25 protein-coding genes and 1 tRNA gene are annotated in these 22,480 nt (G+C 45.3%); 23 read left to right on the top strand and 3 right to left on the bottom strand.

The annotated features are described in order from the left end of the window. Positions 1 to 116 precede the first annotated feature (116 nt). The 4 genes from noc to ACYCSE_RS09225 all read left to right on the top strand — a co-directional run bounded on the left by noc (position 117) and on the right by ACYCSE_RS09225 (position 3,438). On the top strand, positions 117 to 935 hold the full coding sequence (gene noc, locus ACYCSE_RS09240; RefSeq protein ID WP_013312811.1) for a nucleoid occlusion protein: 819 nt from the start codon (positions 117 to 119) through the stop codon (positions 933 to 935). A 186-nt stretch (positions 936 to 1,121) separates the two neighbouring features. Further along, positions 1,122 to 1,883: a ParA family protein gene (locus ACYCSE_RS09235; RefSeq protein WP_013312810.1), complete on the top strand. Its 762-nt coding sequence runs from the start codon at positions 1,122 to 1,124 to the stop codon at positions 1,881 to 1,883. Next, positions 1,876 to 2,718 carry a ParB/RepB/Spo0J family partition protein gene (locus tag ACYCSE_RS09230; RefSeq protein ID WP_039272130.1) on the top strand — a complete coding sequence of 281 codons (843 nt, stop codon included), beginning with the start codon at positions 1,876 to 1,878 and terminating at the stop codon, positions 2,716 to 2,718. The genes ACYCSE_RS09235 and ACYCSE_RS09230 overlap by 8 nt, the downstream gene beginning before the upstream one ends. 198 nt (positions 2,719 to 2,916) lie before the next feature. Further along, positions 2,917 to 3,438, top strand: coding sequence for a DUF4446 family protein (locus ACYCSE_RS09225; protein WP_459702100.1), 522 nt, complete (start codon positions 2,917 to 2,919; stop codon positions 3,436 to 3,438). Here ACYCSE_RS09225 and yyaC read toward each other — a convergent pair. Then, entirely contained in the window at positions 3,392 to 3,997 is a 606-nt protein-coding gene (gene yyaC / locus ACYCSE_RS09220; RefSeq protein WP_254327999.1) for a spore protease YyaC, read from the bottom strand. The two genes, ACYCSE_RS09225 and yyaC, sit on opposite strands and share 47 nt — an antisense overlap. A gap of 251 nt (positions 3,998 to 4,248) precedes the next feature. Here yyaC and ACYCSE_RS09215 point away from each other — a divergent pair, with 251 nt between their 5' ends. The 3 genes from ACYCSE_RS09215 (at position 4,249) to ACYCSE_RS09205 (ending at position 5,581) form a co-directional block, all read left to right on the top strand. Continuing rightward, a complete protein-coding gene (locus tag ACYCSE_RS09215; RefSeq protein WP_235306825.1) occupies positions 4,249 to 5,199 on the top strand; it encodes a mechanosensitive ion channel family protein in 951 nt (316 codons plus the stop codon). Then, on the top strand, positions 5,189 to 5,413 hold the full coding sequence (locus tag ACYCSE_RS09210) for a DUF951 domain-containing protein (protein WP_025723137.1): 225 nt from the start codon (positions 5,189 to 5,191) through the stop codon (positions 5,411 to 5,413). Before ACYCSE_RS09215 ends, ACYCSE_RS09210 begins: the two co-directional genes overlap by 11 nt. 77 nt (positions 5,414 to 5,490) lie before the next feature. After that, positions 5,491 to 5,581 (top strand) — tRNA-Ser (locus tag ACYCSE_RS09205). 224 nt (positions 5,582 to 5,805) lie between these two features. On the opposite strand, the gene ACYCSE_RS09200 is transcribed toward ACYCSE_RS09205, so the two are convergent. Both ACYCSE_RS09200 and ACYCSE_RS09195 read right to left on the bottom strand, forming a co-directional pair. Then, positions 5,806 to 6,123: a hypothetical protein gene (locus ACYCSE_RS09200; RefSeq protein ID WP_013312804.1), complete on the bottom strand. Its 318-nt coding sequence runs from the start codon at positions 6,121 to 6,123 to the stop codon at positions 5,806 to 5,808. 366 nt (positions 6,124 to 6,489) lie between these two features. After that, positions 6,490 to 6,684 carry a YjzC family protein gene (locus ACYCSE_RS09195; protein ID WP_013312803.1) on the bottom strand — a complete coding sequence of 65 codons (195 nt, stop codon included), beginning with the start codon at positions 6,682 to 6,684 and terminating at the stop codon, positions 6,490 to 6,492. Between the two features lie 318 nt (positions 6,685 to 7,002). Here ACYCSE_RS09195 and rpsF point away from each other — a divergent pair, with 318 nt between their 5' ends. The 16 genes from rpsF (at position 7,003) to dnaB (ending at position 22,329) form a co-directional block, all read left to right on the top strand. Then, entirely contained in the window at positions 7,003 to 7,287 is a 285-nt protein-coding gene (rpsF, locus tag ACYCSE_RS09190) for a 30S ribosomal protein S6 (protein WP_013312802.1), read from the top strand. A gap of 49 nt (positions 7,288 to 7,336) precedes the next feature. Then, positions 7,337 to 7,828 (top strand): single-stranded DNA-binding protein, encoded by a 492-nt coding sequence (ssb, locus tag ACYCSE_RS09185; protein ID WP_013312801.1) that lies wholly within the window; start codon positions 7,337 to 7,339, stop codon positions 7,826 to 7,828. A gap of 21 nt (positions 7,829 to 7,849) precedes the next feature. Next, entirely contained in the window at positions 7,850 to 8,122 is a 273-nt protein-coding gene (gene rpsR, locus ACYCSE_RS09180) for a 30S ribosomal protein S18 (protein WP_013312800.1), read from the top strand. A 527-nt stretch (positions 8,123 to 8,649) separates the two neighbouring features. Continuing rightward, positions 8,650 to 10,389 (top strand): ABC transporter substrate-binding protein, encoded by a 1,740-nt coding sequence (locus tag ACYCSE_RS09175; RefSeq protein WP_459702099.1) that lies wholly within the window; start codon positions 8,650 to 8,652, stop codon positions 10,387 to 10,389. A 68-nt stretch (positions 10,390 to 10,457) separates the two neighbouring features. Continuing rightward, a complete protein-coding gene (locus ACYCSE_RS09170) occupies positions 10,458 to 11,420 on the top strand; it encodes an ABC transporter permease (RefSeq protein WP_061830440.1) in 963 nt (320 codons plus the stop codon). Positions 11,421 to 11,431: 11 nt separating this feature from the next. Next, a complete protein-coding gene (gene opp4C / locus ACYCSE_RS09165) occupies positions 11,432 to 12,355 on the top strand; it encodes an oligopeptide ABC transporter permease (RefSeq protein ID WP_459702097.1) in 924 nt (307 codons plus the stop codon). 13 nt (positions 12,356 to 12,368) lie between these two features. Continuing rightward, positions 12,369 to 13,352, top strand: a complete 984-nt coding sequence (locus tag ACYCSE_RS09160; RefSeq protein WP_149034876.1) for an ABC transporter ATP-binding protein — start codon at positions 12,369 to 12,371, stop codon at positions 13,350 to 13,352. After that, positions 13,349 to 14,314: an ABC transporter ATP-binding protein gene (locus ACYCSE_RS09155; protein ID WP_254328001.1), complete on the top strand. Its 966-nt coding sequence runs from the start codon at positions 13,349 to 13,351 to the stop codon at positions 14,312 to 14,314. The genes ACYCSE_RS09160 and ACYCSE_RS09155 overlap by 4 nt, the downstream gene beginning before the upstream one ends. Positions 14,315 to 14,473: 159 nt before the next feature. Then, positions 14,474 to 15,415: a D-alanyl-D-alanine carboxypeptidase family protein gene (locus tag ACYCSE_RS09150; protein ID WP_061830438.1), complete on the top strand. Its 942-nt coding sequence runs from the start codon at positions 14,474 to 14,476 to the stop codon at positions 15,413 to 15,415. 236 nt (positions 15,416 to 15,651) lie between these two features. Beyond that, a complete protein-coding gene (locus ACYCSE_RS09145; RefSeq protein ID WP_452567841.1) occupies positions 15,652 to 16,707 on the top strand; it encodes an LCP family protein in 1,056 nt (351 codons plus the stop codon). Positions 16,708 to 16,752: 45 nt separating this feature from the next. Then, positions 16,753 to 17,181, top strand: coding sequence for a CBS domain-containing protein (locus ACYCSE_RS09140; protein ID WP_013312792.1), 429 nt, complete (start codon positions 16,753 to 16,755; stop codon positions 17,179 to 17,181). Positions 17,182 to 17,302: 121 nt separating this feature from the next. Further along, positions 17,303 to 17,605 carry a MazG-like family protein gene (locus tag ACYCSE_RS09135; protein WP_013312791.1) on the top strand — a complete coding sequence of 101 codons (303 nt, stop codon included), beginning with the start codon at positions 17,303 to 17,305 and terminating at the stop codon, positions 17,603 to 17,605. 5 nt (positions 17,606 to 17,610) lie between these two features. Continuing rightward, positions 17,611 to 18,528, top strand: a complete 918-nt coding sequence (locus tag ACYCSE_RS09130) for a DUF2232 domain-containing protein (protein WP_459702096.1) — start codon at positions 17,611 to 17,613, stop codon at positions 18,526 to 18,528. Between the two features lie 11 nt (positions 18,529 to 18,539). After that, positions 18,540 to 20,528 (top strand): DHH family phosphoesterase, encoded by a 1,989-nt coding sequence (locus ACYCSE_RS09125; protein ID WP_039272108.1) that lies wholly within the window; start codon positions 18,540 to 18,542, stop codon positions 20,526 to 20,528. Continuing rightward, the gene (gene rplI / locus ACYCSE_RS09120) at positions 20,525 to 20,968 is read left to right on the top strand and encodes a 50S ribosomal protein L9 (protein WP_013312788.1); all 444 of its coding nucleotides are present in this window, start codon (positions 20,525 to 20,527) and stop codon (positions 20,966 to 20,968) included. Before ACYCSE_RS09125 ends, rplI begins: the two co-directional genes overlap by 4 nt. Positions 20,969 to 20,970: 2 nt before the next feature. Continuing rightward, positions 20,971 to 22,329 (top strand): replicative DNA helicase, encoded by a 1,359-nt coding sequence (gene dnaB, locus ACYCSE_RS09115; protein WP_013373892.1) that lies wholly within the window; start codon positions 20,971 to 20,973, stop codon positions 22,327 to 22,329. Positions 22,330 to 22,480: the final 151 nt, after the last annotated feature.

The following is a 22,480-nucleotide window of genomic DNA, read 5'->3' as shown; positions in this document are numbered from 1 at the left end:
TGTACCCGCTTACGGCGCTGTTTCATATAAAAGGGTCTACGATCCGCGTAAGGAACTGTTTTTCACGAAGCGCTGTTAGTATGGTGCTATTATGAAATTAGGTGGTATTATACGGAATGAAAGAACAATTTTCCAAGCTATTTGGTTTGACGGAGCGATCTACTGGGGACGAAATAAAACAAATTCCAGTTCGGGATATTGTCAGCAGTCCTTATCAGCCCCGTACCATATTTGACGACGAGAAGATTGATGAGCTATGCCAGACCATTAAGACGCATGGTGTAATTCAACCGATTGTCGTTCGTTTCCGTAATGGACAATATGAGATTATAGCAGGGGAACGTCGTTGGAGAGCTGTCACCAAGCTGGGTATGGAAACTATTCCAGCCATTGTTCGTGAGTTTAATGATTCACAAGCTGCATCCATCGCGTTGATTGAAAATCTTCAACGGGAAGGGTTAACTGCGATTGAAGAGGCTGTAGCTTACCAAAAGCTGATTGATCTACATCAGCTCACCCAGGAAAGCCTCGCTCAACGACTTGGCAAAAGCCAATCCACTATTGCTAACAAGATACGGCTGCTTCATCTGCCGGAGAGAGTGAAAGAGGCTCTAATGGAACGGAAGGTGTCCGAGCGTCATGCTCGTGCATTATTGTCATTAGAGACTGAAGAACTACAGTACAAGGTTTTAGATGAAGTCATTGCCAAGGAACTCAATGTGAAGCAGACAGAGGCACGAGTTGCCTTTTATAAACAAGTATCCACCAATAAGAAATCGAAGCGGATTTCCTTTACCAAGGATGTCCGGCTTGCGCTGAATACGATTCGTCAATCCATTGATATGGTGTCTGGCTCAGGCTTGGATATCAAAACCAAGGAATCTGATCATGAGGATCACTATGAGATTGTCATTCAAATTCCCAAACGTAAGTAAGGGATGAAGCGTACAGGCGGCAGCAATTGCCGCTTTTTCTGTCTAACGCCGAATAAAACCGCAGCATACTCAATTCTATTCTGAAATTGCCGTTATCCGTAAGTTAAGGACTAAGTAACGTCTCCATAGAGCGTTTTGTAGTTATGGAGTGTAGCAGGATTCCGATTAAATTATGAGGTGAATGAAGTGTCAAAAATAATAGCCGTAGCCAATCAAAAGGGCGGAGTAGGCAAAACAACTACTTCCGTTAATTTGGGCGCCGGACTTGCTTCCCTCGGCAAAAGGGTATTGCTCGTGGATATCGACCCGCAAGGTAATACAACCAGCGGTGTGGGTATCAATAAGGCGGACGTGGCAAATTGCATTTATGATGTACTCATTAACGAGGTTGATCCTAGCGAAGCTATTATGAGTACACAGGTTGAGGGATTAGATATTATTCCGGCAACCATTCAGTTAGCAGGCGCGGAAATTGAACTGGTGCCGACCATTTCTCGCGAATTGAGATTAAAAAGATCGCTTCAACTCGTTAAGCATAATTATGATTATATATTAATTGATTGCCCGCCATCGCTGGGTATTTTGACGCTTAATTCATTGACAGCTTCCGATTCAGTCATTATTCCAATCCAGTGTGAATATTACGCATTAGAAGGATTAAGTCAATTGTTAAATACCGTACGATTAGTGCAAAAACATCTGAACACCTCACTGCAAATTGAAGGTGTGTTGTTAACCATGTTTGATGCCCGCACGAACTTGGGTATTCAGGTGATTGAAGAAGTGAAAAAGTATTTTCAAAGCAAGGTTTATCAGACGATTATTCCACGCAATGTGAGACTCAGCGAAGCACCATCACATGGCCAGTCCATTATTACGTATGATCCCCGTTCCCGTGGGGCAGAGGTATATATTGAGTTGGCAAAGGAAGTGGTATCTTATGAGTAAACGGTTGGGAAAAGGACTTGATGCACTCATTCCCTCCCTTATGGTCAATGAAGAAGATAAGGTTGTTGACATTCCGCTCAGCCAGTTGCGTGCAAACCCGTACCAGCCTCGAAAAACGTTTGATGAAGAGTCCATTAAAGAATTAGCCGAATCCATTCGTCAACACGGTGTTATCCAACCTATTATTGCACGTAGTGTATTGCGAGGATATGAAATCATAGCCGGGGAAAGGCGGTTTCGGGCGTCTCAATTTTGTGGGAATCCGACTATACCTGTAGTTGTTCGCAATTTTACGGATCAGCAAGTGATGGAGATTGCCCTGATTGAGAATTTGCAGCGTGAGAATTTGAATGCAATGGAAGTGGCAGTGGCTTATCAGGGATTGATGGATCAATTTTCTTTAACTCAGGAAGAGTTGTCCATGAAAGTGGGAAAATCACGTTCTCATATTGCCAATTTCCTTCGTTTGCTCGCATTACCTGAAGAAGTTAAAGATCATGTTTCACGTGGAACATTGTCTATGGGGCACGCTAGGGCTATTGTTGGACTCAAAGATCCAGACATGGTGAAACAGTTAGCACAGCAATGTATTGAACAGCAGTGGAGTGTTCGCGAACTGGAGGAAGCTGTACAGCAGTTGGATCATAAACCTGGTGAGGCGAAAGCCAAAGCAAAGGTACGGAAAAAGGACCCCTATATTGACCATATGGAAGAGTCCCTGCGTGAACGCTTTAAAACAACTGTAAAGATCAAGCACAATAAGGATAAAGGCAAAATTGAATTGAATTATTACAGCCAGCAGGATTTGGAAAGATTACTGGAGCTATTACAGTAGTTTGTTGAAATATGGACATGTCTCCTTGAGCAAAATGGAAAGTGAGATATGTCTTTGCTTTGTCTGGAATTGCAGGAATTAGAATGGTTTTGATGGATAAACTAATAGCCTTGTGTTATTTGTTTCGCTGTTCTCAAACGTATAAAATATAAGTATGCAGGTACATGATTTTTGAGGTAGAGGAGTAGAAGCAAGCATATGGCTGAATTGAATGGACTAATCATGGAACAGCTTGCCGGAATCGTTGCAGGGATCGTGCTTATTTTGCTCATCCTGTTGATTGTTATTATCGTGCAGGGTGCAAAGCTGAAGAAGATGCGGCGAAAGTATGAAACCATGATGGCAGGCAGCGGTGTCGAGAATTTGGAAACGCTGCTGATTGATTTAAAGGTACAGATGGATACGATTGAGGATGAGCAGGAAACCCATCGTGCAAGTATGAAATCACTACGCAGCAAACTGACTGGCTTGAAGGGACATATAGGCATTAAACGTTATAATGCCTTTGGTGAGAGAGGAAGTGATTTAAGCTTCTCTCTGGCTATTGTAGACGACAATCAGGATGGTATGGTATTAACCGGCATTTATAACCGAGATGGTTCATATGTGTATGCCAAGCCTCTAGAAGCGGGACAATCCACCTATTCCTTATCACCTGAAGAAAAAGAAGCCGTTACTCTTGCGCGGCAAGCAGGACAGAACGGTAATGCCACTCCTTAATCGCGGAGTATAGGCTACCAGCAATGATATCTGATAATTTCATTACCAAATTTAGTCTCGTATTTTGCAGCACGAAGTATTCCATGAAGCCGCCGACGTTAACGATACCAGTCAAATGGATATCGCCGACCGGCGGTAATTCTTTATTCACACCTGCTCCTGGCTTGAGAGGGCCTTCTGAAACCTGAATGCATCCAACACTGGAGGTTTGTCCAAGACATGCATCTATACCAATGATATAAGGCTGTTCATACCGGTCTTGTATACTGTTTAGCGTCGTTTGCAGGTTCATGGCATGTACAGGCTCCTCTAATGTACCGTATAGGTTAAACAGAGGGCTTTTGTAGCGTGCTAAATGCGTACCTACGAGCGGACCCAGGCAATCTCCAGTGGAACGGTCGGTGCCGATGCAAATAATGACGATATTTTGCAGACTCGGCGCCTGGTGCAGATGAAACAGCAGACGATGGATGATGGCTGATTGGATCCCGGGGTCTGTGTGTGATATTTTTAAGCTTAGGGGTTCTTGCCCCGGAATGAAGTCAGATGGATGAGTCATGGAATCTTCCTTTCGCTCTGTAATGGAGTGTGTGGGTTACGCTCGCTGTACCTTGGAGAATAACAATTAGCCTGCGGGTAACATTTATGCTCAAGATAGTAGCTAGTATATGGATAAACTTGTGCTTTTATACTCGAAGAAAGTAGATTATTCATAGCCATATGTTTGAAGTCAGTAGATAAGCTTATATAGTAGGAAATAGAATTCGGGAAGCAGGAAGAGTAGTTCCCTTGTTTAAGGAGGAGTACAGCATGACCTTAATACATTGGTTGGCCGGTAATGTAGGTACGGATGACGTAGTGAAAGATGCGATTCAATGGAAGGATGCTGTATGGAAATGGCTCACTGATAGTACGATGTGGTCGACCCTTTTGTTTGTGATTTTGAAAATAGCGATTATTTTTATCATCACACGTATCTTTATTCGAGTTATTAATAAAATTATAGATAAGTCGATGCAACAAAAGGGAGATAACGGCAGGTTCCGATTGAATACAAGGCGCTTAACGACTGTTGGGGAACTGCTGAAAAATGTAACCAATATTGTATTTAATTTCATTTTGATTATGCTGGTGCTATCGCAAATGGGTATTAATCTCGGCCCTCTGATTGCTGGAGCTGGAGTGCTTGGATTGGCTGTTGGTTTTGGGGCACAGAGTTTGGTTAAGGATGTAATTACCGGATTCTTTATTATTTTTGAAGATCAATTTGCCGTAGGAGATGTCATTCAGACAGGTACTTTCAAGGGTACAGTAGAAATGATCGGGCTGCGTACAACCAGACTGGTGAGCTGGAAAGGTGAGGTGTACATTTTACCAAACGGCTCAATTACAACGGTAACGAACTTCTCCATGTCCAACGCGTTAGCGGTAGTGGATGTGCCAATGAAGGCCGAGCGTAGCCTAGAGGAAGCAGTTGGTTTGGTAAAACAGGCAATCCAAGGTATTGAAGAGTCCAATGTACAGATACTTAATATACCGGATGTGTTAGGGGTTCAGTCCATGACTACCTCAGAGTATATTGTGCGTGTTGTGGCAGAATGTATGCCGAATACAGGGGCCGTGGTAGAGCGTGATATTCAGAATAACATCAAGAAGGCCCTAGAGGATGAGGAACATCGTCAGGCCGCCTTGGAGACAGCGATAACCCTAGAAAAAGAAGATGAACAAGGAAGAAAAGGGGGAGAGAAGGGTGGAGCGTAAGTCATTTGAACTAGGGGACATTGTACAGATGAAGAAGCCTCATCCGTGTGGAACGAATGAAATGGAAATTATCCGCATGGGGATGGATATTCGAATCAAATGTGTCGGTTGCCAGCATAGTGTGCTGATTCCACGTGCCAAGTTCGAAAAGAATATGAAGAAAGTGCTGCGATCAAAGGCTAATGCCGACGAGCAAAACACAGAAGCAAATTGAGCTAAGAAAGATGAATGGCGATGAACCAGAATCAGCTTGCGTCACAGTTGCAATGATGATATAATTATCCTTGCTGCGGAAAGGTACCCAAGAGGTCTAAGGGGGCTGACTCGAAATCAGTTAGGCGTCGCAAGGCGTGCGTGGGTTCGACTCCCACTCTTTCCGCCACTAACTTCATTAAATAAACCAATCTCTTACGTCTGTGACGTAGGGGATTTTTTGTTTGTGGAATAAAAGGTCAACAGAGTGTGATAAAGTGAAAAGCACTAAGATAAACCATGAGGGTAAGATGGAAGAAACGATTACAAATCTATTGGGGAATGAATAAGGCGTTATAGCAAAAAAATGCTCCTGACAGCAGAGAAACATTGCCGTTAGGAGCACTTTTTTTGTTATAGCTGGTTAGGCGGGTAATGATAGCGTTTTGTTTTTTTTGAGCCAGAGATCATCAGAAGGATCGCTGCAATCAAATGGAGAGCCCAGCCTACAAAGGGTATCCAGGCCAGCAAAGAAGTGAGTACTCCCCATACGGAGCCGTAGATCGCTTCCTGATTGCGTAACGACAGGATAAGTGTTACTGCGTGTAGGACAAGCATAAATCCCAGAGCCGAGTAGCCGGTCCCCATGACAATAGCTCCCCCCACAATCGGTACGGCAAGCACCAATTCGAATATACCTGATATCCACTTTAATATTCGAGAATAGCTCATCTTTAAACCTCCGTAGATAGTAGGTCTTTGTACTTGGATATATTCTAGCAGAAGGAGCTGAATTAATCTGCATTTTACCAGGATATGCAAAAAGTCCGATAATGCAACAAAGGAGGACCACAAAGGTCCTCCATCGTAGGCGATACATTTTTAACAGGATACGATCTGTCCAATCACATCATGAAACTCGGTGTACTGACAAGCAATACCGTGTTGAAAAGACAGTGTCCTTTTACACAAACCTAACGCTTCTAATGCCCGGAATGGATCTCCTAACAGTTTGTCCGGCTACGTCGTCCAACGGAACCACACCTCTCTGTTGTATCGCCTAATCATAATATGGCCAGGATTCCGAGGAAATATACATTAGTGGACACGAGCTTTCGTTTTTTTCTTCCATTTGCGATTATGGTTGGCGGTCTCGGGAAAAGAATCGCCTCTTTCCAGCGTTACTTGCTGTGGGTTTTGGATTTCAGTATGGAAGCTCTTTTCTCCGACCTCCATGTATACGCCGTCGTTTGGGACCTTATCCCCTGGTTCGAACTCAGTCTTTTCACCCATACGGTGGTGCCTCCTTAGATAAATGAATTTGAACTGCAACGGTTATTGTGCGCTGTCTTGAACAGAAACATGCGAAATCGGGTATACAGATAGTGAGTGAATCAAATGATTTCCTTTATATATGCGAAATTTTTGATGTTCTATAAAATTGTATAAAGCTAATGATATACAGTGTATTTAGCCGTATTAGGCTTGTGTATTGAATTTGTAGGTTGCATTCAGTTGCTCGATTTGGTAAACTGTTTTAGTGCGAGCTTAGGCTCGTTCCTTGCTCTCAACTGAGATTGAGGGCCTTATGTCCATAAGGAGGTGTAAAGAATGCGCAAATATGAAGCGATGTATATTATTCGTCCTGACATTGAACAAGAAGCTGTTCAAGCGACAGTCGATAAATTCCAAGGTATCATCTCTAACGGCGGTGGCGAAATTACGAGTCACGATGTAACTAAACGCCGTCTTGCGTATGAGATCAAGAAATTCCGTGATGGTTCTTTCGTTCTGGTAAACTTCACAGCAGAACCTGCTGTTGTTACTGAGCTTGAGCGTATCATGAAAATTTCTGACGAAGTAATTCGTTATCTCATTACGAACGACGTAGCTTAATTATTGTACGTGATTATGTAATGAACAACGCTCAAAGGAGGGGATTGGATTGTTGAACCGTGTCATTCTGATCGGTCGTTTGACCAAAGATCCAGAGCTGCGCTATACACCGTCTGGTGTAGCAGTAACCCAGTTCACCCTGGCTGTAGACCGTCCGTTTACGAGTCAAGGCGGCGAACGGGAAGCGGATTTCTTGCCGATCGTAACCTGGCGTCAGCTTGCTGAAACATGCGCTAACTATCTTCGCAAAGGTCGTTTAACGGCTGTTGAAGGCCGTGTCCAGGTGCGTAATTATGAGAACAATGAAGGAAAACGTGTATACGTGACTGAAATTGTAGCTGATAATGTGCGTTTCTTGGAATCTAACCGCGATGGCGGTAACGGTGGCGGCAATAGCGGTGGAGCTGCGCGTGAGGAGTCTCCTTTCGGAGGCGGTAACAGCAATAGTGGACGCGGGAATAATAACTCGCGAAACAATCAGGATCCTTTTTCCGATGACGGAAAACCGATCGATATTTCGGATGATGATTTACCATTTTAATTGGGAAAGGACTGACAAAGAATGGGCTTCAGACAAAGAGAAGGCGGAGACGATAACAAAAGACCAGCTCGTCGTGGTGGTCGCAACAAACGTCGTAAAGTATGTTTCTTCACTGTGAACAAAATTACTCACATTGACTATAAAGATACAGACCTGCTTAAAAAATTCATCAGCGAACGTGGAAAAATTCTTCCTCGTCGTGTGACTGGAACAAGCGCGAAATATCAACGTATGTTGACAATCGCTGTTAAACGTTCCCGTCAAATCGCATTGCTTCCTTACACTACTGAATAGTAGTGGGCGGAAAAAAGAGACGTTCCCGATCCCGGGAATGTCTTTTTTTTTGTGATCTTTTATATTGACAACAAGTGCCATCTATTGTAACTTACTAATAATACAATCCATGTTTACCCATAAACCATAGCATACCTTTTAATGGCTTGTGAAATTGCAAGCTCCTCGACTCGCCAGAGTAAACATTTCGGCCTTCCGGAATGTTATTTTATATTACATGCAATCTTGTTTTTTGTCATTTTCCACAAGTAAAATTCATAAAGTTTACATAAATAGATATTTTGCATTTTTATATTACATGAAAAAAGATATTGACGTGATATTATTTTACACTTAAGATAAACCTTAATAAAAATGTAATGGTTGTTAACGCACAAAATTGACCAGAGGTCTAAAACACGTGTTTACGCTATTAAAGACAGTAAGGAGGATGTGCCAACTTCATTTTCAAACCTCAAGCTTTAACGAATCACCGCAGGAATGAGACAGGCTGTTAAATAAAGAACCGACTAAGGGGGATTAACAGGATGATGCAGACGAAGAAATGGGTTTCTTTGCTTATGATGCTTACGATCGTTGGTGTTCTGTTTGCAGGATGTAGCGGAGGTGCCAATGAGGCACAGCCACAGCAAGGCAATGCGGGCAATAAAACAGAGGGGAATGAAGCAAGTGCACCTGTTACGGAGGGCGTTATTAAAGCAACTGATCTGTCGCAAAACCCTCCGGGAGCGACTAATCGGAAAGATAACATTGTAGTAGGTATGACATCACCTAAAGGGGTATTCAACCCGCTATTCTGGCAAACGACTTACGATTTATATGTAGTCAGAACAGTATTTGATTCCTTCTTACAGGTGAAGGCGGATGGTACATATGAAAATAGTTTGGCTGAAAAGGTTGATGTATCGCCAGATGGTCTAAAATACACATTCCATCTGAAACCAGGTGTGAAGTATAGTGACGGTACTCCAGTAACCGTGAAGGATTATGCTTTTGTACTCAAAGTGCTGCATGATCCGAATTATGATGGAGAAACCGATGTATTGTCTTTTAAGATTAAAGGCGGTAAAGAATATCACGATGGCAAAGCAAATGATATCTCGGGGATCAAGGTCATTGATGATAATACAGTAGAGGTCACCGTTACAGAAGCAACAGCGTATACAAAGGATTTTCTGGGTGAGCAATACTTCATGCCAGAAGCTTATTACGGAAAAGGGTTCAAAAAGGGTAACCTGGACAGCATTAAGGCGCTTAATAATAAGCCAATCGGCTCTGGTCAGTATGTGCTGAAAAGCTTTTCCCCGGGTCAACAAGTCGTATTGGATGCGAATCCAAACTACTTCAAGGGCGCACCAAAGGTGAAATCAGTTATTTTTAAAACAACAACAGAAGAAACGAACCTGTCTATGCTGCAAACAGGCGAAACGGACATGGACAACATCACAGTTACGGAAGACAATGTAGAGGAATTAAAGGCGCTGGGCTTCTTGGATGTGAATATTCTGCCGACAAACGGCTATGGATATATAGCGTTTAATCACAAGGAAAAGAAATTTCAGGACCCTAAAGTACGTCAGGCTCTAACGATTGGCTTAAACCGTAAGGAGATTGTGCAGGGCGTGTATGGTCCATATGCGAATGTTATTAACATTCCACAATCTACAGAATCTTGGTCTTATACGGATGAAGGTATCAACAAATATGAATTTGATACAGCGAAGGCGAAGGCTTTGCTGGATGAGGCAGGCTGGAAGGTTGGTGCTGACGGAATTCGCGAAAAGGGCGGAGAAAAGCTGATCATTAACTTCTCTGCGACTGCTGATAATCCAGTAGTAGAGGCCTTGCTACCGATCATGTCCAATAACTATAAGGAGCTAGGCATCAAGCTGACTTCCGAAACTTTAGATTTTAACGCCATTATGGATAAAAAGGACACAGGCAAGTTTGATATGTTCTTCGCGGCTTGGGGCTTAACTCCAGACCCGGATACAACGACTTTTATTACGAATGGTGCACAAAATGATATCGGATATTCCAATAAGAAGGTCGATGAACTAACGCTTGCTGGTAAGCATGAGCTGGATCAAGAGAAACGCAAACAGATTTACAAACATCTCTATCAAGAGTTGAACAAGGATCTGCCAACTATTTTTATGTACCAACGCAGAGATATGTGGCCAGTTAATGGACGTGTAACCGGCTTGGAAATTACACCATACAAAGATTTTGAGTTCACTCTGCATAACGCTCAGATCGCTCAATAAGGGTTGCCAATCGTATGCTCAGCTCTCACGAGCTGGGCATATCACTTTATTCGTCTGGAGGAATGAATATGAAGCAGTACATTATTCGAAGACTGCTGCAACTCATCCCCACACTTATTGGCATATCCATTATCGTATTTGCGATTTCAGCCATGGTGCCGGGTGATTATATTACAGCCAAGCAGAACCCGAATATGACGGCCGAAAAGGCACAGCAGCTACGACATATCTACGGGCTGGATAAACCGGAATACCAACGCTATTTTATATGGGCCGGTAATATGTTAAAGGGGAATATGGGAGATTCATTACAGCATAAGCAGCCGGTAACGAAGGTCATTGGCAATTATGTATGGAACTCATTTATTATCGCTTTTTTTAGTCTTATATTTAGCTGGTTGATTGCGGTTATTGCAGGGGTATTTTCAGCCAAGTTCCAATATTCGTTATTCGATAAGTTTGTCACATTATTCATTTTCTTATGTATGTCGCTGCCTTCATTTTTTATTGGTCTATTGGTCATCAAAATATTTGCCCTGGAGTGGGGGATTCTCCCGGTTGGGGGCATGACCACAGCAGGGATGGAGCCAGGCTCATGGGCTTATATGGTGGATGTTCTCAAGCATATGTTCCTGCCGACACTCGTACTTACGATGCTGAGCACAGGAAGTCTGACCCGGTATTTCCGTACAGGCATGTTGGAGGTCATTCGTCAGGATTACATTCGTACCGCACGCGCCAAAGGCCTGAAGGAACGTACGGTTATTTTCAAGCACGCACTGCGCAATGCACTGATTCCAGCCATCACACTACTCGGCTTCGAGCTTCCGGCCTTATTTGGTGGAGCGATGATTCTGGAGAAGGTATTTGTGTGGCCGGGTGTGGGTCAGGTCTATCTGGAGTCGATCAGTATGCGGGATTATCCGTTTATGTTGGGCTTCACGATTTTCCTAGCGGTACTTACGCTTATCGGTAATTTGCTCTCTGATGTATTGTATGGCATGGCAGATCCAAGAATTCGCTTGAAGTAGGAGGGATACTATTGTCCGCAGAAACAGTCACGATTGAAACGAATCAAAAGGCGGCGATCCGTCCTGAAGCGTCTCCATGGAGAATCGCCGTTCGCCGTTTTAACCAAAACCGTCTGGCTTTGGCTGGTCTCGTTATATTAATTCTGATGGTTACCATTTGTATATTTGGACCGATGATTTCACCTTATCATTTAGATGATTACAAGCTAGCTGACAAAAATTTATCGCCTAATGCTAAGTACTGGCTTGGGACGGATAAGTTTGGTAGAGATATTTTGCTGCGTACGATGCTGGCCGGCCGTATTTCCTTGACGGTGGGGCTAGTTGCCACGTTTATTTCGGTCATTATCGGAGCGACGTTGGGTGCGTTGGCGGGATTTTATCGTAAAGGCGTGGATACGGTTATTATGCGGATTGCCGATATTTTCATGGCACTCCCTACATTACCGCTGCTTATTATTTTAGGTGCTGTTCTGTCGGATTTGAAGGTCGATCCGTCGAATCGCATTTATTTTCTGATGCTCATTATCGGGATTCTGAGCTGGACGAGCTTGTCCCGTCTGGTCAGAGGGCAGATTCTCACGCTGCGTGAACAGGAGTTTATGCAGGCGACGGAAGCGCTAGGTTTGAGAGACCGCCGCAAAATATTCCGACATTTGCTGCCGAACACGATTCCTACCATTATTGTTACGGCTACGCTTGGAGTAGCGGGTGCGATTATTACAGAATCTGCACTCAGTTACTTGGGGATTGGCGTTGTGCCGCCCACACCTTCGTGGGGGAACATGATATCTGCTGCGAATAACCTAATTGACTTCCGCAAACGGCCTTGGATATGGGTTCCACCGGGAATGTGTATTCTCATTACAGTTGTAGCGATTAACCTGATTGGCGACGGTTTGCGTGACGCGCTGGACCCTAAAATGAAGAAGTAGGAGACGAACGTTTATGGAAAATGCTTTGATTGAATTTCGTAACCTGAAAACCCACTTTCATACCTCTAACGGAACTGTCAAAGCGGTCAATGACGTCAGTTTTAAAATTCGTGAGGGTGAAACGCTCTGTGTGGTAGGAGAATCAGGCTGCGGTAAGAGTGTAACAGCGATGACGATGATGCGGTTGATTGATTCTCCCCACACCTCAGACGGACAAATCTGGTTTGAGGGCAAGGACCTCCTAAAACTCAATAAAGGTCAAATGCAGCAAATTCGAGGCAATGACATCTCGATTATTTTTCAGGAGCCCATGTCTTCTCTGAATCCCGTGCTTACGATTGGGGAACAGATCACGGAGCCATTGCTGATGCACACATTAATGAGTAAAAAAGAAGCACATGCTCGGGCAATTGAGCTGATTAATTTGGTGGGGATTTCACGTTCAGAGGAAATATTTCATTCCTATCCTCATGAGTTGAGTGGCGGTATGCGCCAGCGGATCATGATTGCCATCGCATTAAGCTGTAATCCGAAGCTATTGATTGCGGATGAACCGACAACGGCACTGGATGTTACGATTCAGGCTCAGATTCTGGATTTAATGCGGGATTTGAAGGATAAGCTTAAAACGTCCATTATGCTCATCACGCACGACTTGGGCGTCGTGGCAGAAATGGCTGATTATGTAGTTGTTATGTATGCTGGAAACGTCATTGAAGAGGCGCCTGTCATTGAGCTGTTCAAAAATCCGCAACATCCATATACTCAAGGCTTATTAAAGGCGAAGCCCGTCATTAATCAGAAAATGGATCGACTCTATTCTATCCCAGGACAGGTTCCAAACCCGATTGAGCTGGGAGAAAATTGTCATTTTCATGATCGGTGCGCCCATTGTATGCAAATTTGCAAGGATCAGGCTCCTCCCTTGAATGAAAAGGAGAATGGTCATAAGGTTGCCTGCTGGCTATATGAGAAAGAAGGAGGGCAACGGATATGAGCGAGCCTTTGATTCAAGTGGAAGGCCTGAAAAAGTATTTCCCGATCACAGGCGGAATTTTTCAGCGTACTGTCGGACATGTGAAAGCAGTCGATGACGTATCCTTTAACATTCATAAGGGTGAATCCTTCGGTCTGGTAGGAGAATCGGGTTGCGGCAAAAGTACGATTGGACGTACGATTCTCAGATTGATGGATAAGACAGAGGGATCGGTACGATATAAAGGCGAGGACTTGCACGCGTTAAACAAAGAGCAGATCCGTGCGCTTCGTCCGAAGTTGCAAATCGTCTTTCAGGACCCTTTTAGCTCACTGAATCCGAGAATTAAGGTCGGTGAAGCCATTGGAGAGGCGTTGCTGGATCACGGGTTGATTGATCGTAGTGAGCTGCGGAAGAAGGTCAATGAAACGCTGAACATTTGCGGGCTATCCTCGTATCATTATGATCGGTATCCGCATGAGTTCTCTGGCGGTCAGCGCCAGCGGATCGGGATTGCACGGGCTTTGATTTTGAATCCTGATTTTATTGTGGCTGACGAGCCGGTATCTGCTCTGGATGTGTCTATTCAGGCCCAGATCATTAACTTGTTAAGTGATTTGCAGCAGGAACGCCAATTGACCTATCTGTTCATCTCGCATGATCTAAGTGTAGTCGAGCATCTGTGTAGCCGGATTGGTGTGATGTATCTGGGTTCAATGGTAGAGCTTTCCTCCAAGGAGGAACTGTTCAGTAACCCGCTTCATCCGTACACGAAGGCGCTACTATCGGCTGTACCGATTCCCGATCCCACGATCAAGAGACAACGGATTGTGTTGAAAGGAGACATCCCATCTCCGGCCAATCCGCCTTCAGGATGCAAGTTTCATACACGTTGTCCTATGGCAGAAGCACGTTGTGAAACAGAGACTCCGGTATACCGCGATGCGGGCGATCAGCATTTTGTAGCCTGTCACTTTGCCTGAAATATAATAATTAGGAAGCAAAATATCCGTCATTCTGAAAGCATAATTGACGGATATTTTGGCGTGGAATAAAAAAGGTAAAAAAATTGTATCTTTTTTTCGAAAAATTGCAGACAAAATGGATTTTTCATCGTCTAATAAAGTATGGAGGTTATTACGATGATGAAAAAACATTGGTTACGTTGGGCTATTGTCGTCCCGGTACTTATTATATTGATTTTTATTACGCTTGGACCCCGCCTATTGATCGGAAAGCCGAATGTGGATGCAGAGGCTGCGGTGCTGATGGACATGCATACTGGGGAATTGCTGATGGATGTGAATGGTGATACGCCTATGCCTTCCGCAAATATGTCCAAGCTCATGACTGAGTTATTGGTGCTGGAGGATATTCGGGCCGGACGGTTAGGCTGGAATGATGAAGTGCGAATTAGCCGTTACGCCAGTACAGTGGGCGGTGTAAATCTCTCCCTCCGGTATGGTGAAAGGATGACCGTATCCGAATTGTTCCAGAGTATGGTTGTGTATTCAGCGAATGATGCCGCTGTCGCGTTAGCGGAGCGTTCAGCAGGGAACGAATCAGCTTTTGTGAAGCGTATGAATGGGAAAGCTGCCCAAATCGGGTTGTCATCCGATAGTCGCTTTAGCAATGCGTCTGGGGCAGGTCAGAGTGAACTGGGGCCGAATCACCCTGAGGATATTCAGGGAGAAACGAAAATGACAGCAAGCGACACGGCAAAGTTGGCCTCCTATTTGATTACGTCACACCCGGAGATTTTGAGAACGTCCAGTCGTACGCAAATGGAGTTGAAGGATAAAGGCATCTACATTAGTAATACGAACTGGATGCTGCCTTCCTTGGCTGGACCGTACTCTTACGCAGGAACGGACGGACTGAAAGCAGGGTACACAAGCGATGCTGGATACTGCTTCACGGGCACAGCTGAGCAGCATGGAAGACGGCTAGTTGCTGTGGTGCTGGGTGCACCGAGCAAGGAAGAGCGTTTTGAGCAGACACGGAAGTTATTCGATTATGGTTTTTCCCTGTCGACTTCTTTCCCGGTGAGACTGCAAAATTTGGTGAAACTGGCTCCACATTAAGGCAAAAAATGATTTTGAAAGCTACATAGGATACGAATATAAACATGAATTGGGGCTTTGACCGTGAGGTCGAAGCCTTTTTTGGTATGAATTCGAGGAGCTGACCACGCCATGACACTTTTGACAACAAGGTAGTAGACCTTTTATGCTTTGAGGGGAAGTTTCAGCTTCATGTGGGACCAATTTGGTTTAATGAAGAGATGGGATTTGTGACGGAAAGAAGGAAGGTACCTGTTATGGAGAGAAGACATAAGAGAAGGACCAGTGGAAAGCCCAAAAAGAAAAAGAGGTTTACCGCTCTATATATTTCATGTATTGTTTTATTTTTGATTGCAGTGGGAGGCTACCTGTTCCGCAAACAGCTGACACTGGTGGCTTTTGATTGGTTTGTATCACCGACGTTGGAAAGCAAGCTGGAGAAATCCTATCAGCCGCGACAATCCGGGGAACAGCAGCAAGAGACAGTAGCTTACCGTAAGGAACCCTTTTCAGTGTTGTTACTGGGTACAGATCAAAGGCCAAATGAAAAGGCGCGTGGTCGTTCGGATACGGTTATGTATGCAGTAGTACGGCCCGCGGAATCGCGTGTGCTTTTGGTTTCCATTCCAAGGGATACGTACGTACAGATTGCCGGACATGATCCGAATCGCGATGGCGAGGATGATTTTGATAAGTTGGGGCATGCTTATGCGTTCGGAGGCGAAGATATGTCCATGGCTACAGTAGAGAAGTTGATGGAGCATAAGGCCGATTATTATGCTACGATTAATTTCCAGGGTATTCAGGAGGCGGTGAATGCAGTGGGTGGAGTTGTGCTTCCAATCGACAAGCCCATTGAGAATAAAAACCCGCTGCATATCAAGTTCCGTATTGAGGCAGGCAAGCCGCTTTATAATGGTGAGGAAGCCATGTATTATGTTAGATATCGGGAAGATAGTGACTTCAACCGTACAAAACGGCAGCAAATATTTTTGAACGCTATGGCGGATAAGCTGCTGAATATCAACGGAATTACCAAGATCCCGGAGCTGCTCGATATTATGGGAGCCAATTTTAAAACCGATATGGAACCTACTTTTATTACTGGGCTTGGCAAGCAAGCTATTTCGCAGGGGAATCCACAAATTTCAAGTTTTACGATTACGGGGGAAGGGTTCAAGAAGAAGGGCCTGTATTATGACCGGGCTAATGAACAGGAACTTGAATATGCCAGACTCATGATTGCCAACTGGCTAGATTCCGATACAACCCCGCAGACGCTGAGGCTTCCCGACAAGCAGGACATTCAGTGAATAATCAATGGATTTATATTTGATTTTGAGGGGGATTCGTTTCTCATGAATATCGCTTTTTTCTTGCTTCCCAAACAGGAAGTTGCTTGTGTAACGGCGGATGCTACTTTACGGCAAACGTTGGAACGGATGGAGTATCACCGTTTTACAGCGGTTCCTATTTTGGATAAGGAAGGTAGATATACAGGTACGGTTACAGAAGGTGATCTGTTGTGGCATATGAAAGAGTCCGAGGGGAAAATCACCTTTGAAAACGCTTCTAAGTTCATGCTTAAGGACGTTCCGCTGCGGGTTACGATGAAGCCCGTATCCATTGACGCGAACATGGAGGATTTAATTAATTTGGCGAAGGTACAGAACTTTGTGCCCGTTGTAGATGATATGGAACGGTTTATTGGCATTGTACGTCGCAGCCAGATTATTGAGTATTGTGAAAAATTTGTGTCCAGGGAATCGCTTAATACTTCAAGCTAAAATAAGCAGCAAAGCTGGTCCGAAAATAACGATTTACCCTATGGGGTAACAGTTATTTTCAGAATAGGATATGCTATAATGGAGAATAAAGCTTTTTCAGAGGGGTGTGACTCTTCATCATATGCCTAAAGAAATGGATGTAGTTAAACGAGCCAAGGTTATTGAATGGCTTAAAACAGAGGTGCTTGACCAAGTCTCCCGTCTGTTTAAGGCGATGTGGGAAGGCAGTACAGCCCGCATCGGTGATTGTTTGGCGAGTTTGGTGATGAGCAGTTATATTTTGGGGAGGCGCCTTGGAGTGTCTTACCGTGAATTGGATGATCTACTCATCGACAAGCTAAGAAAGCACAGAAAAGAAGGACACCAGCTGGAGGATTGGTATCAGGACATTTCCGCACTGGAAGAACATATGCGTAAGAGGTGAAAACGTTGAAATTCCGCTTGGCAACTGTAGCATGGAGCGTCATTTATTTGCTTCTGCTGCTGACTCTATTGACACCATTAAGAATCATTACCGTATTTTTGCTGATTGTGCCTGGCGCTGTATTGTTTTCATCGCTGCCTTTCAAAGGATTTCTGGTCCACGTCATACCGGTGCTGTTAATTATAGCGCTACTCGATGTGTATTCGCTGCTCCCCGCGATTTATTTTCTGATTCCTTCAATAATGATGGGACGGATTTATAAAAAGGGAGGACCTGCTTTTCAAGCGTTGATGACCGGAATAGGCATTATTTTAGCCGAGTTGTTGGTTGTTCTGTTTATCGCTACGTATTCCTTTGGATTTGATCTTTCGCAGTACCTTCGTGATCAGGCTGCGATATCGGCAAGTATTGTACAGCAGGTTTTGAGTGCTAATCCGATGTTTTCAAACATGAATTGGACGGCAGAGGATACGCAGAAACTCGGCACAATGCTGATTGGAAAAATTCCGTATGTGCTGATCGTGACCTCGTTCATATTGGCGGTGATTACGCATGCTTTGGCACGTCCGGCATTGAGCAGTCTCGATGTACCGGTACGCAAAATGAAGCCTGCCCGCGAGTGGAGGCTACCGCGCGCGCTGATCTGGTATTATCTGCTGGCAATTGTAATTGAATGGATAGCAGGGTCTTCTGATAGCAGCTGGATTCAAATGGTTTCCATTAGTATGCTGCCGCTGATCCATGCATGTTTTATTATCCAGACGATTGGTTTTGTATACTTCTGGACGCATAGCCGTAAAATGAGCCCGGTGATTGCGTTGCTGCTGTCGCTCGTCGTTCTGGTGTTCCAGCCGCTCCGCATTATAGGTATTATTGATTTGGCCTTTCCGCTGCGTGAAGCTATTACAAGATCAAAGAAATAGGGTGAACAGTCATGCCTAAATTTCTACAAAAACGCTGGCACGGCTATCAGACGGTCTGGGCGTTTTTACTGCTGCTGGTGCTTGTCATATGTATTTCCATGTACAACTGGGAACTGGGTGTGATAGGACTGCTGCTGTCATTCTTGCTCGGCGGGCTGATGCTGAAGACGGAATTGGATTTTCGTCGGGAACTGAATCAATATATCAGCGGTCTTTCCTTCCGGATCAAGCGGGTGGAAGGGGAAGCGATTAGCGCATTGCCGTTCGGCATCATTTTATACAGTGAAAATCGAACGGTAGAATGGCACAATCGGTTTGCCGGGGAGATGTTCGAGGAGCAATCACTGATTGGTGAGTCTCTTCAAGATTTGTTTCCTCAACTCGCAGGTGCTCTAAGCACCAAGAAGGAAACAAAGGAGCCTGCCCGTGAGCTGAAGGTGGAGCTACAGCATGATGAGCGTCATTATCAGTTTCTGATCGTGCCCGATGAGCGTCTGATATATTTGTATGAAGTCACGGAGTTGGCGGTGCTACGCAAGCAGTATGAAAACGAGCGATTGGCGCTCGGTATCGTCATGCTCGATAATATGGACGAGGCTGCTCAGGGGATGGACGATCAGCAGCGCACCGCGCTTATTGCGAAGGTGTCAAGCGAGATTACATCCTGGGCTAATCAGTACAATATTTATTTGCGTCGATTATCTTCCGAGCGTTATCTCATTATGCTAAATCATAAAGCGCTTCAGGAGCTGGAGCAAAGTCGATTCGTCATTCTGGATACCGTAAGGGAAATGACAGCGGATTTGAAAGTACCGATGACACTGAGTATTGGCTTATCCTTTGGTGCAGAGAGCATCAAGGAGCTAGGGGAGCTGGCCCAATCCAGTCTAGATATGGCGCTTGGGCGTGGAGGCGATCAGGCAGCAGTGAAGGCGGGACAACGCCTGTCCTTTTACGGAGGCAAGTCCAATGCTGTCGAGAAGCGTACCAGGGTACGTGCCCGAGTCATTGCACATGCGCTGCGTGATCTGATGCAGGAGAGCGACCGCGTGCTGATTATGGGACACAAAATACCGGACATGGATGCAGTGGGAGCGGCCATCGGTGTGTGGAAGGCTGCGGCGCTTTACAATGTAGAGGCACATATCGTACTGGATAAATCCAATCCGTCTATCGACCGAATGATGGAGCAGGTAAACAAGGATGAGAAGTTATCGCAAGCGCTCCTGACGCCAGAGCAGTCGCTCCAGCTAATGACTGAGCACAGTCTGCTGGTCGTGGTGGACACGCACAAGGCCTCCATGACGATTGAGCCGCGTCTAGTGCAGACGGCCAGTCGGGTGGTGGTTGTCGACCATCATCGTCGGGGCGAGGAATTTATTAACGATTCGGTTCTGATCTACTTGGAGCCCTATGCGTCATCGGCCTGTGAGCTGGTGACCGAGCTGCTGCAATATATCCATGAGAAGGTCCAACTGACACCGCTGGAGGCAACATCACTGTTGGCAGGGATTACGGTGGATACCAAGCATTTTTCCCTGCATACAGGCTCGCGTACATTCGAGGCAGCCGGCTTTTTACGGCGTAGCGGGGCAGATACAGTTATGATCCAGCGCATGTTAAAAGAGGACCTGGATGAATATATTGCTAAGGCGGAAATTATTAAGCATGCTAAAATGATATATGGGCATATCGCAATTGCGGTAACTGAGCCCGGACAGAAAATACCGCAGCTCCTGATTGCTCAGGTGGCGGATTCATTACTCAATATGACGGATGTACTGGCCTCCTTTGTGGTCAGTGAACGTCCTGACGGCCTGGTGGGGATCAGCGCCCGTTCACTCGGACGCATGAACGTACAGGTCGTCATGGAACGGCTAGGCGGCGGAGGACATCTGACGAATGCGGCGGTTCAGCTGGATTGCCCGCTGGAGGAAGCTAAGCGCAGAGTGGTCGACGTGCTGGCCGAAATTGATGGGGAAGAGGGGTTATTTGAATGAAAGTGATATTCATTAAAGATATGAAGGGCCAAGGCAAGAAGGGGCAAATTAAGGAAGTTTCGGACGGTTATGCAGCGAATTTCCTGTTGCCGCGTGGTGTTGCCCGTCCAGCGACAGAAGGAAATATGAAGACGCTGGAAAATCAGAATGCTGCGGAGGAAAAGCGTAAGCAAGAGGAAAAGGAAGAGGCGCAAGCACTCGGCAAAAAGCTGGAAGAGACAACGGTTCAGCTCAAGGCGAAGGCTGGTGAAGGTGGACGGCTGTTCGGCGCGATTACAAGCAAGCAAATCGCGGAGGCAGTAGCTAAAACTGGCATCAAGCTGGACAAACGCAAAATTGAGCTGGAAGAACCGATTCGTACGTTGGGCGTGACTCAAATGACCGTTAAGCTTCATCCTGAGGTCAAAGCTACGCTGAAAGTACAGGTGACTGAAGAATAATTATGGGCGGCGAATTTTTTGATCGGATTCCTCCGCAAAATCTGGAGGCTGAACAGGCGGTTATCGGGTCTATTTTGCTCCAGTCTGAAGCACTGATTACCGCAATGGAGCGGGTGCAGACCGAGGACTTTTATGATAAGGCTCATCAGATGATTTACGAAGCAATGATTGAGCTGGGTGAATCCGGACAGCCGATTGACTTGGTTACGCTGACCTCGAAAATTCAGGACAAGGGACAGCTAGAGGATATCGGCGGTGTCAGTTATCTGGCGAAGCTGGCTCACGGGGTGCCAACAGCGGCTAACGTGGATTACTATGCCCAGATCATTGAAGAAAAAGCGATGCTTCGTCGCTTGATTCGTGCAGCTACACAGATTGTGAGCGAAGGCTATAGCAGTGGCGAGGATGTCGCTGGTATGCTGAGCGATGCTGAGCGCAAGATTATGGAGATATCCAACGGGCGCTCAGGTAGTGGCTTTATTGCCATCCGCGATGTCGTGATGGAAGTGTTTGACCGCGTTGAATTGCTGCATCAGAACAAGGGCAATACGACCGGAATTCCGTCTGGATTTGTTGATTTGGACAAGATGACGGCGGGTTTCCAGCGCAATGACTTGATCATTGTGGCCGCCCGTCCATCCGTAGGTAAAACAGCGTTCGCTCTGAATATTGCGCAAAACGTTGCAGTTCGGGCAAAAGAGACAGTAGCCATCTTCAGTCTGGAGATGTCGGCCGCTCAGCTCGTGCAGCGGATGATTTGCGCCGAGGCCAATCTAGACGCGAACGTCATGCGGACAGGTGAATTTAAAGGCGACGACGATTGGGCGAAGCTGACGATGGGCATTGCAGCCTTGTCAGAGGCAGAAATCTATATCGATGATACACCCGGCATCACTGTGGCTGATATCCGTGCCAAATGCCGTCGTCTTAAAGCGGAAAAGGGACTGGGTATGATCGTAATTGACTACTTGCAGCTGATCCACGGACGAGGCAAAGCAGGCGAGAACCGGCAGCAGGAGGTATCGGAAATTTCACGGACATTGAAACAAATCGCTCGTGAGCTTGAAGTGCCTGTAATTGCCCTCTCCCAGCTGAGTCGGGGTGTGGAGCAGCGCCAAGACAAGCGGCCGATGATGAGTGACTTGCGGGAATCGGGTTCTATCGAGCAGGATGCTGATATCGTGGCGTTTCTGTACCGGGATGATTACTATAATCAGGAAACAGAAAAGAAGAATATTATTGAGATTATCATTGCCAAGCAGCGTAACGGCCCAGTCGGTACGGTAGAGTTGGTTTTTCTCAAAAATTATAATAAATTCGCTAATTACGAGCGTGCCCATTCGGATGCGTTCGCCGGATAACATATTAGTATCATTAGAAAAGGCTCTTTCGACGCGGATTTCGCGATCTCGAAAGGGTCTTTTTTTATAGAATTCACGTATTTTCATATAAGGAATGAAACTCTCAATTACGAACAATACTATTTTCATGTAATATAATGTTCGCTTTTTA

This window comes from Paenibacillus sp. SEL1 (assembly GCF_054602535.1).
The sequence above is the reverse complement of the archived record's forward strand: the minus strand, read 5'-3'. Positions and strand labels throughout refer to the sequence as shown.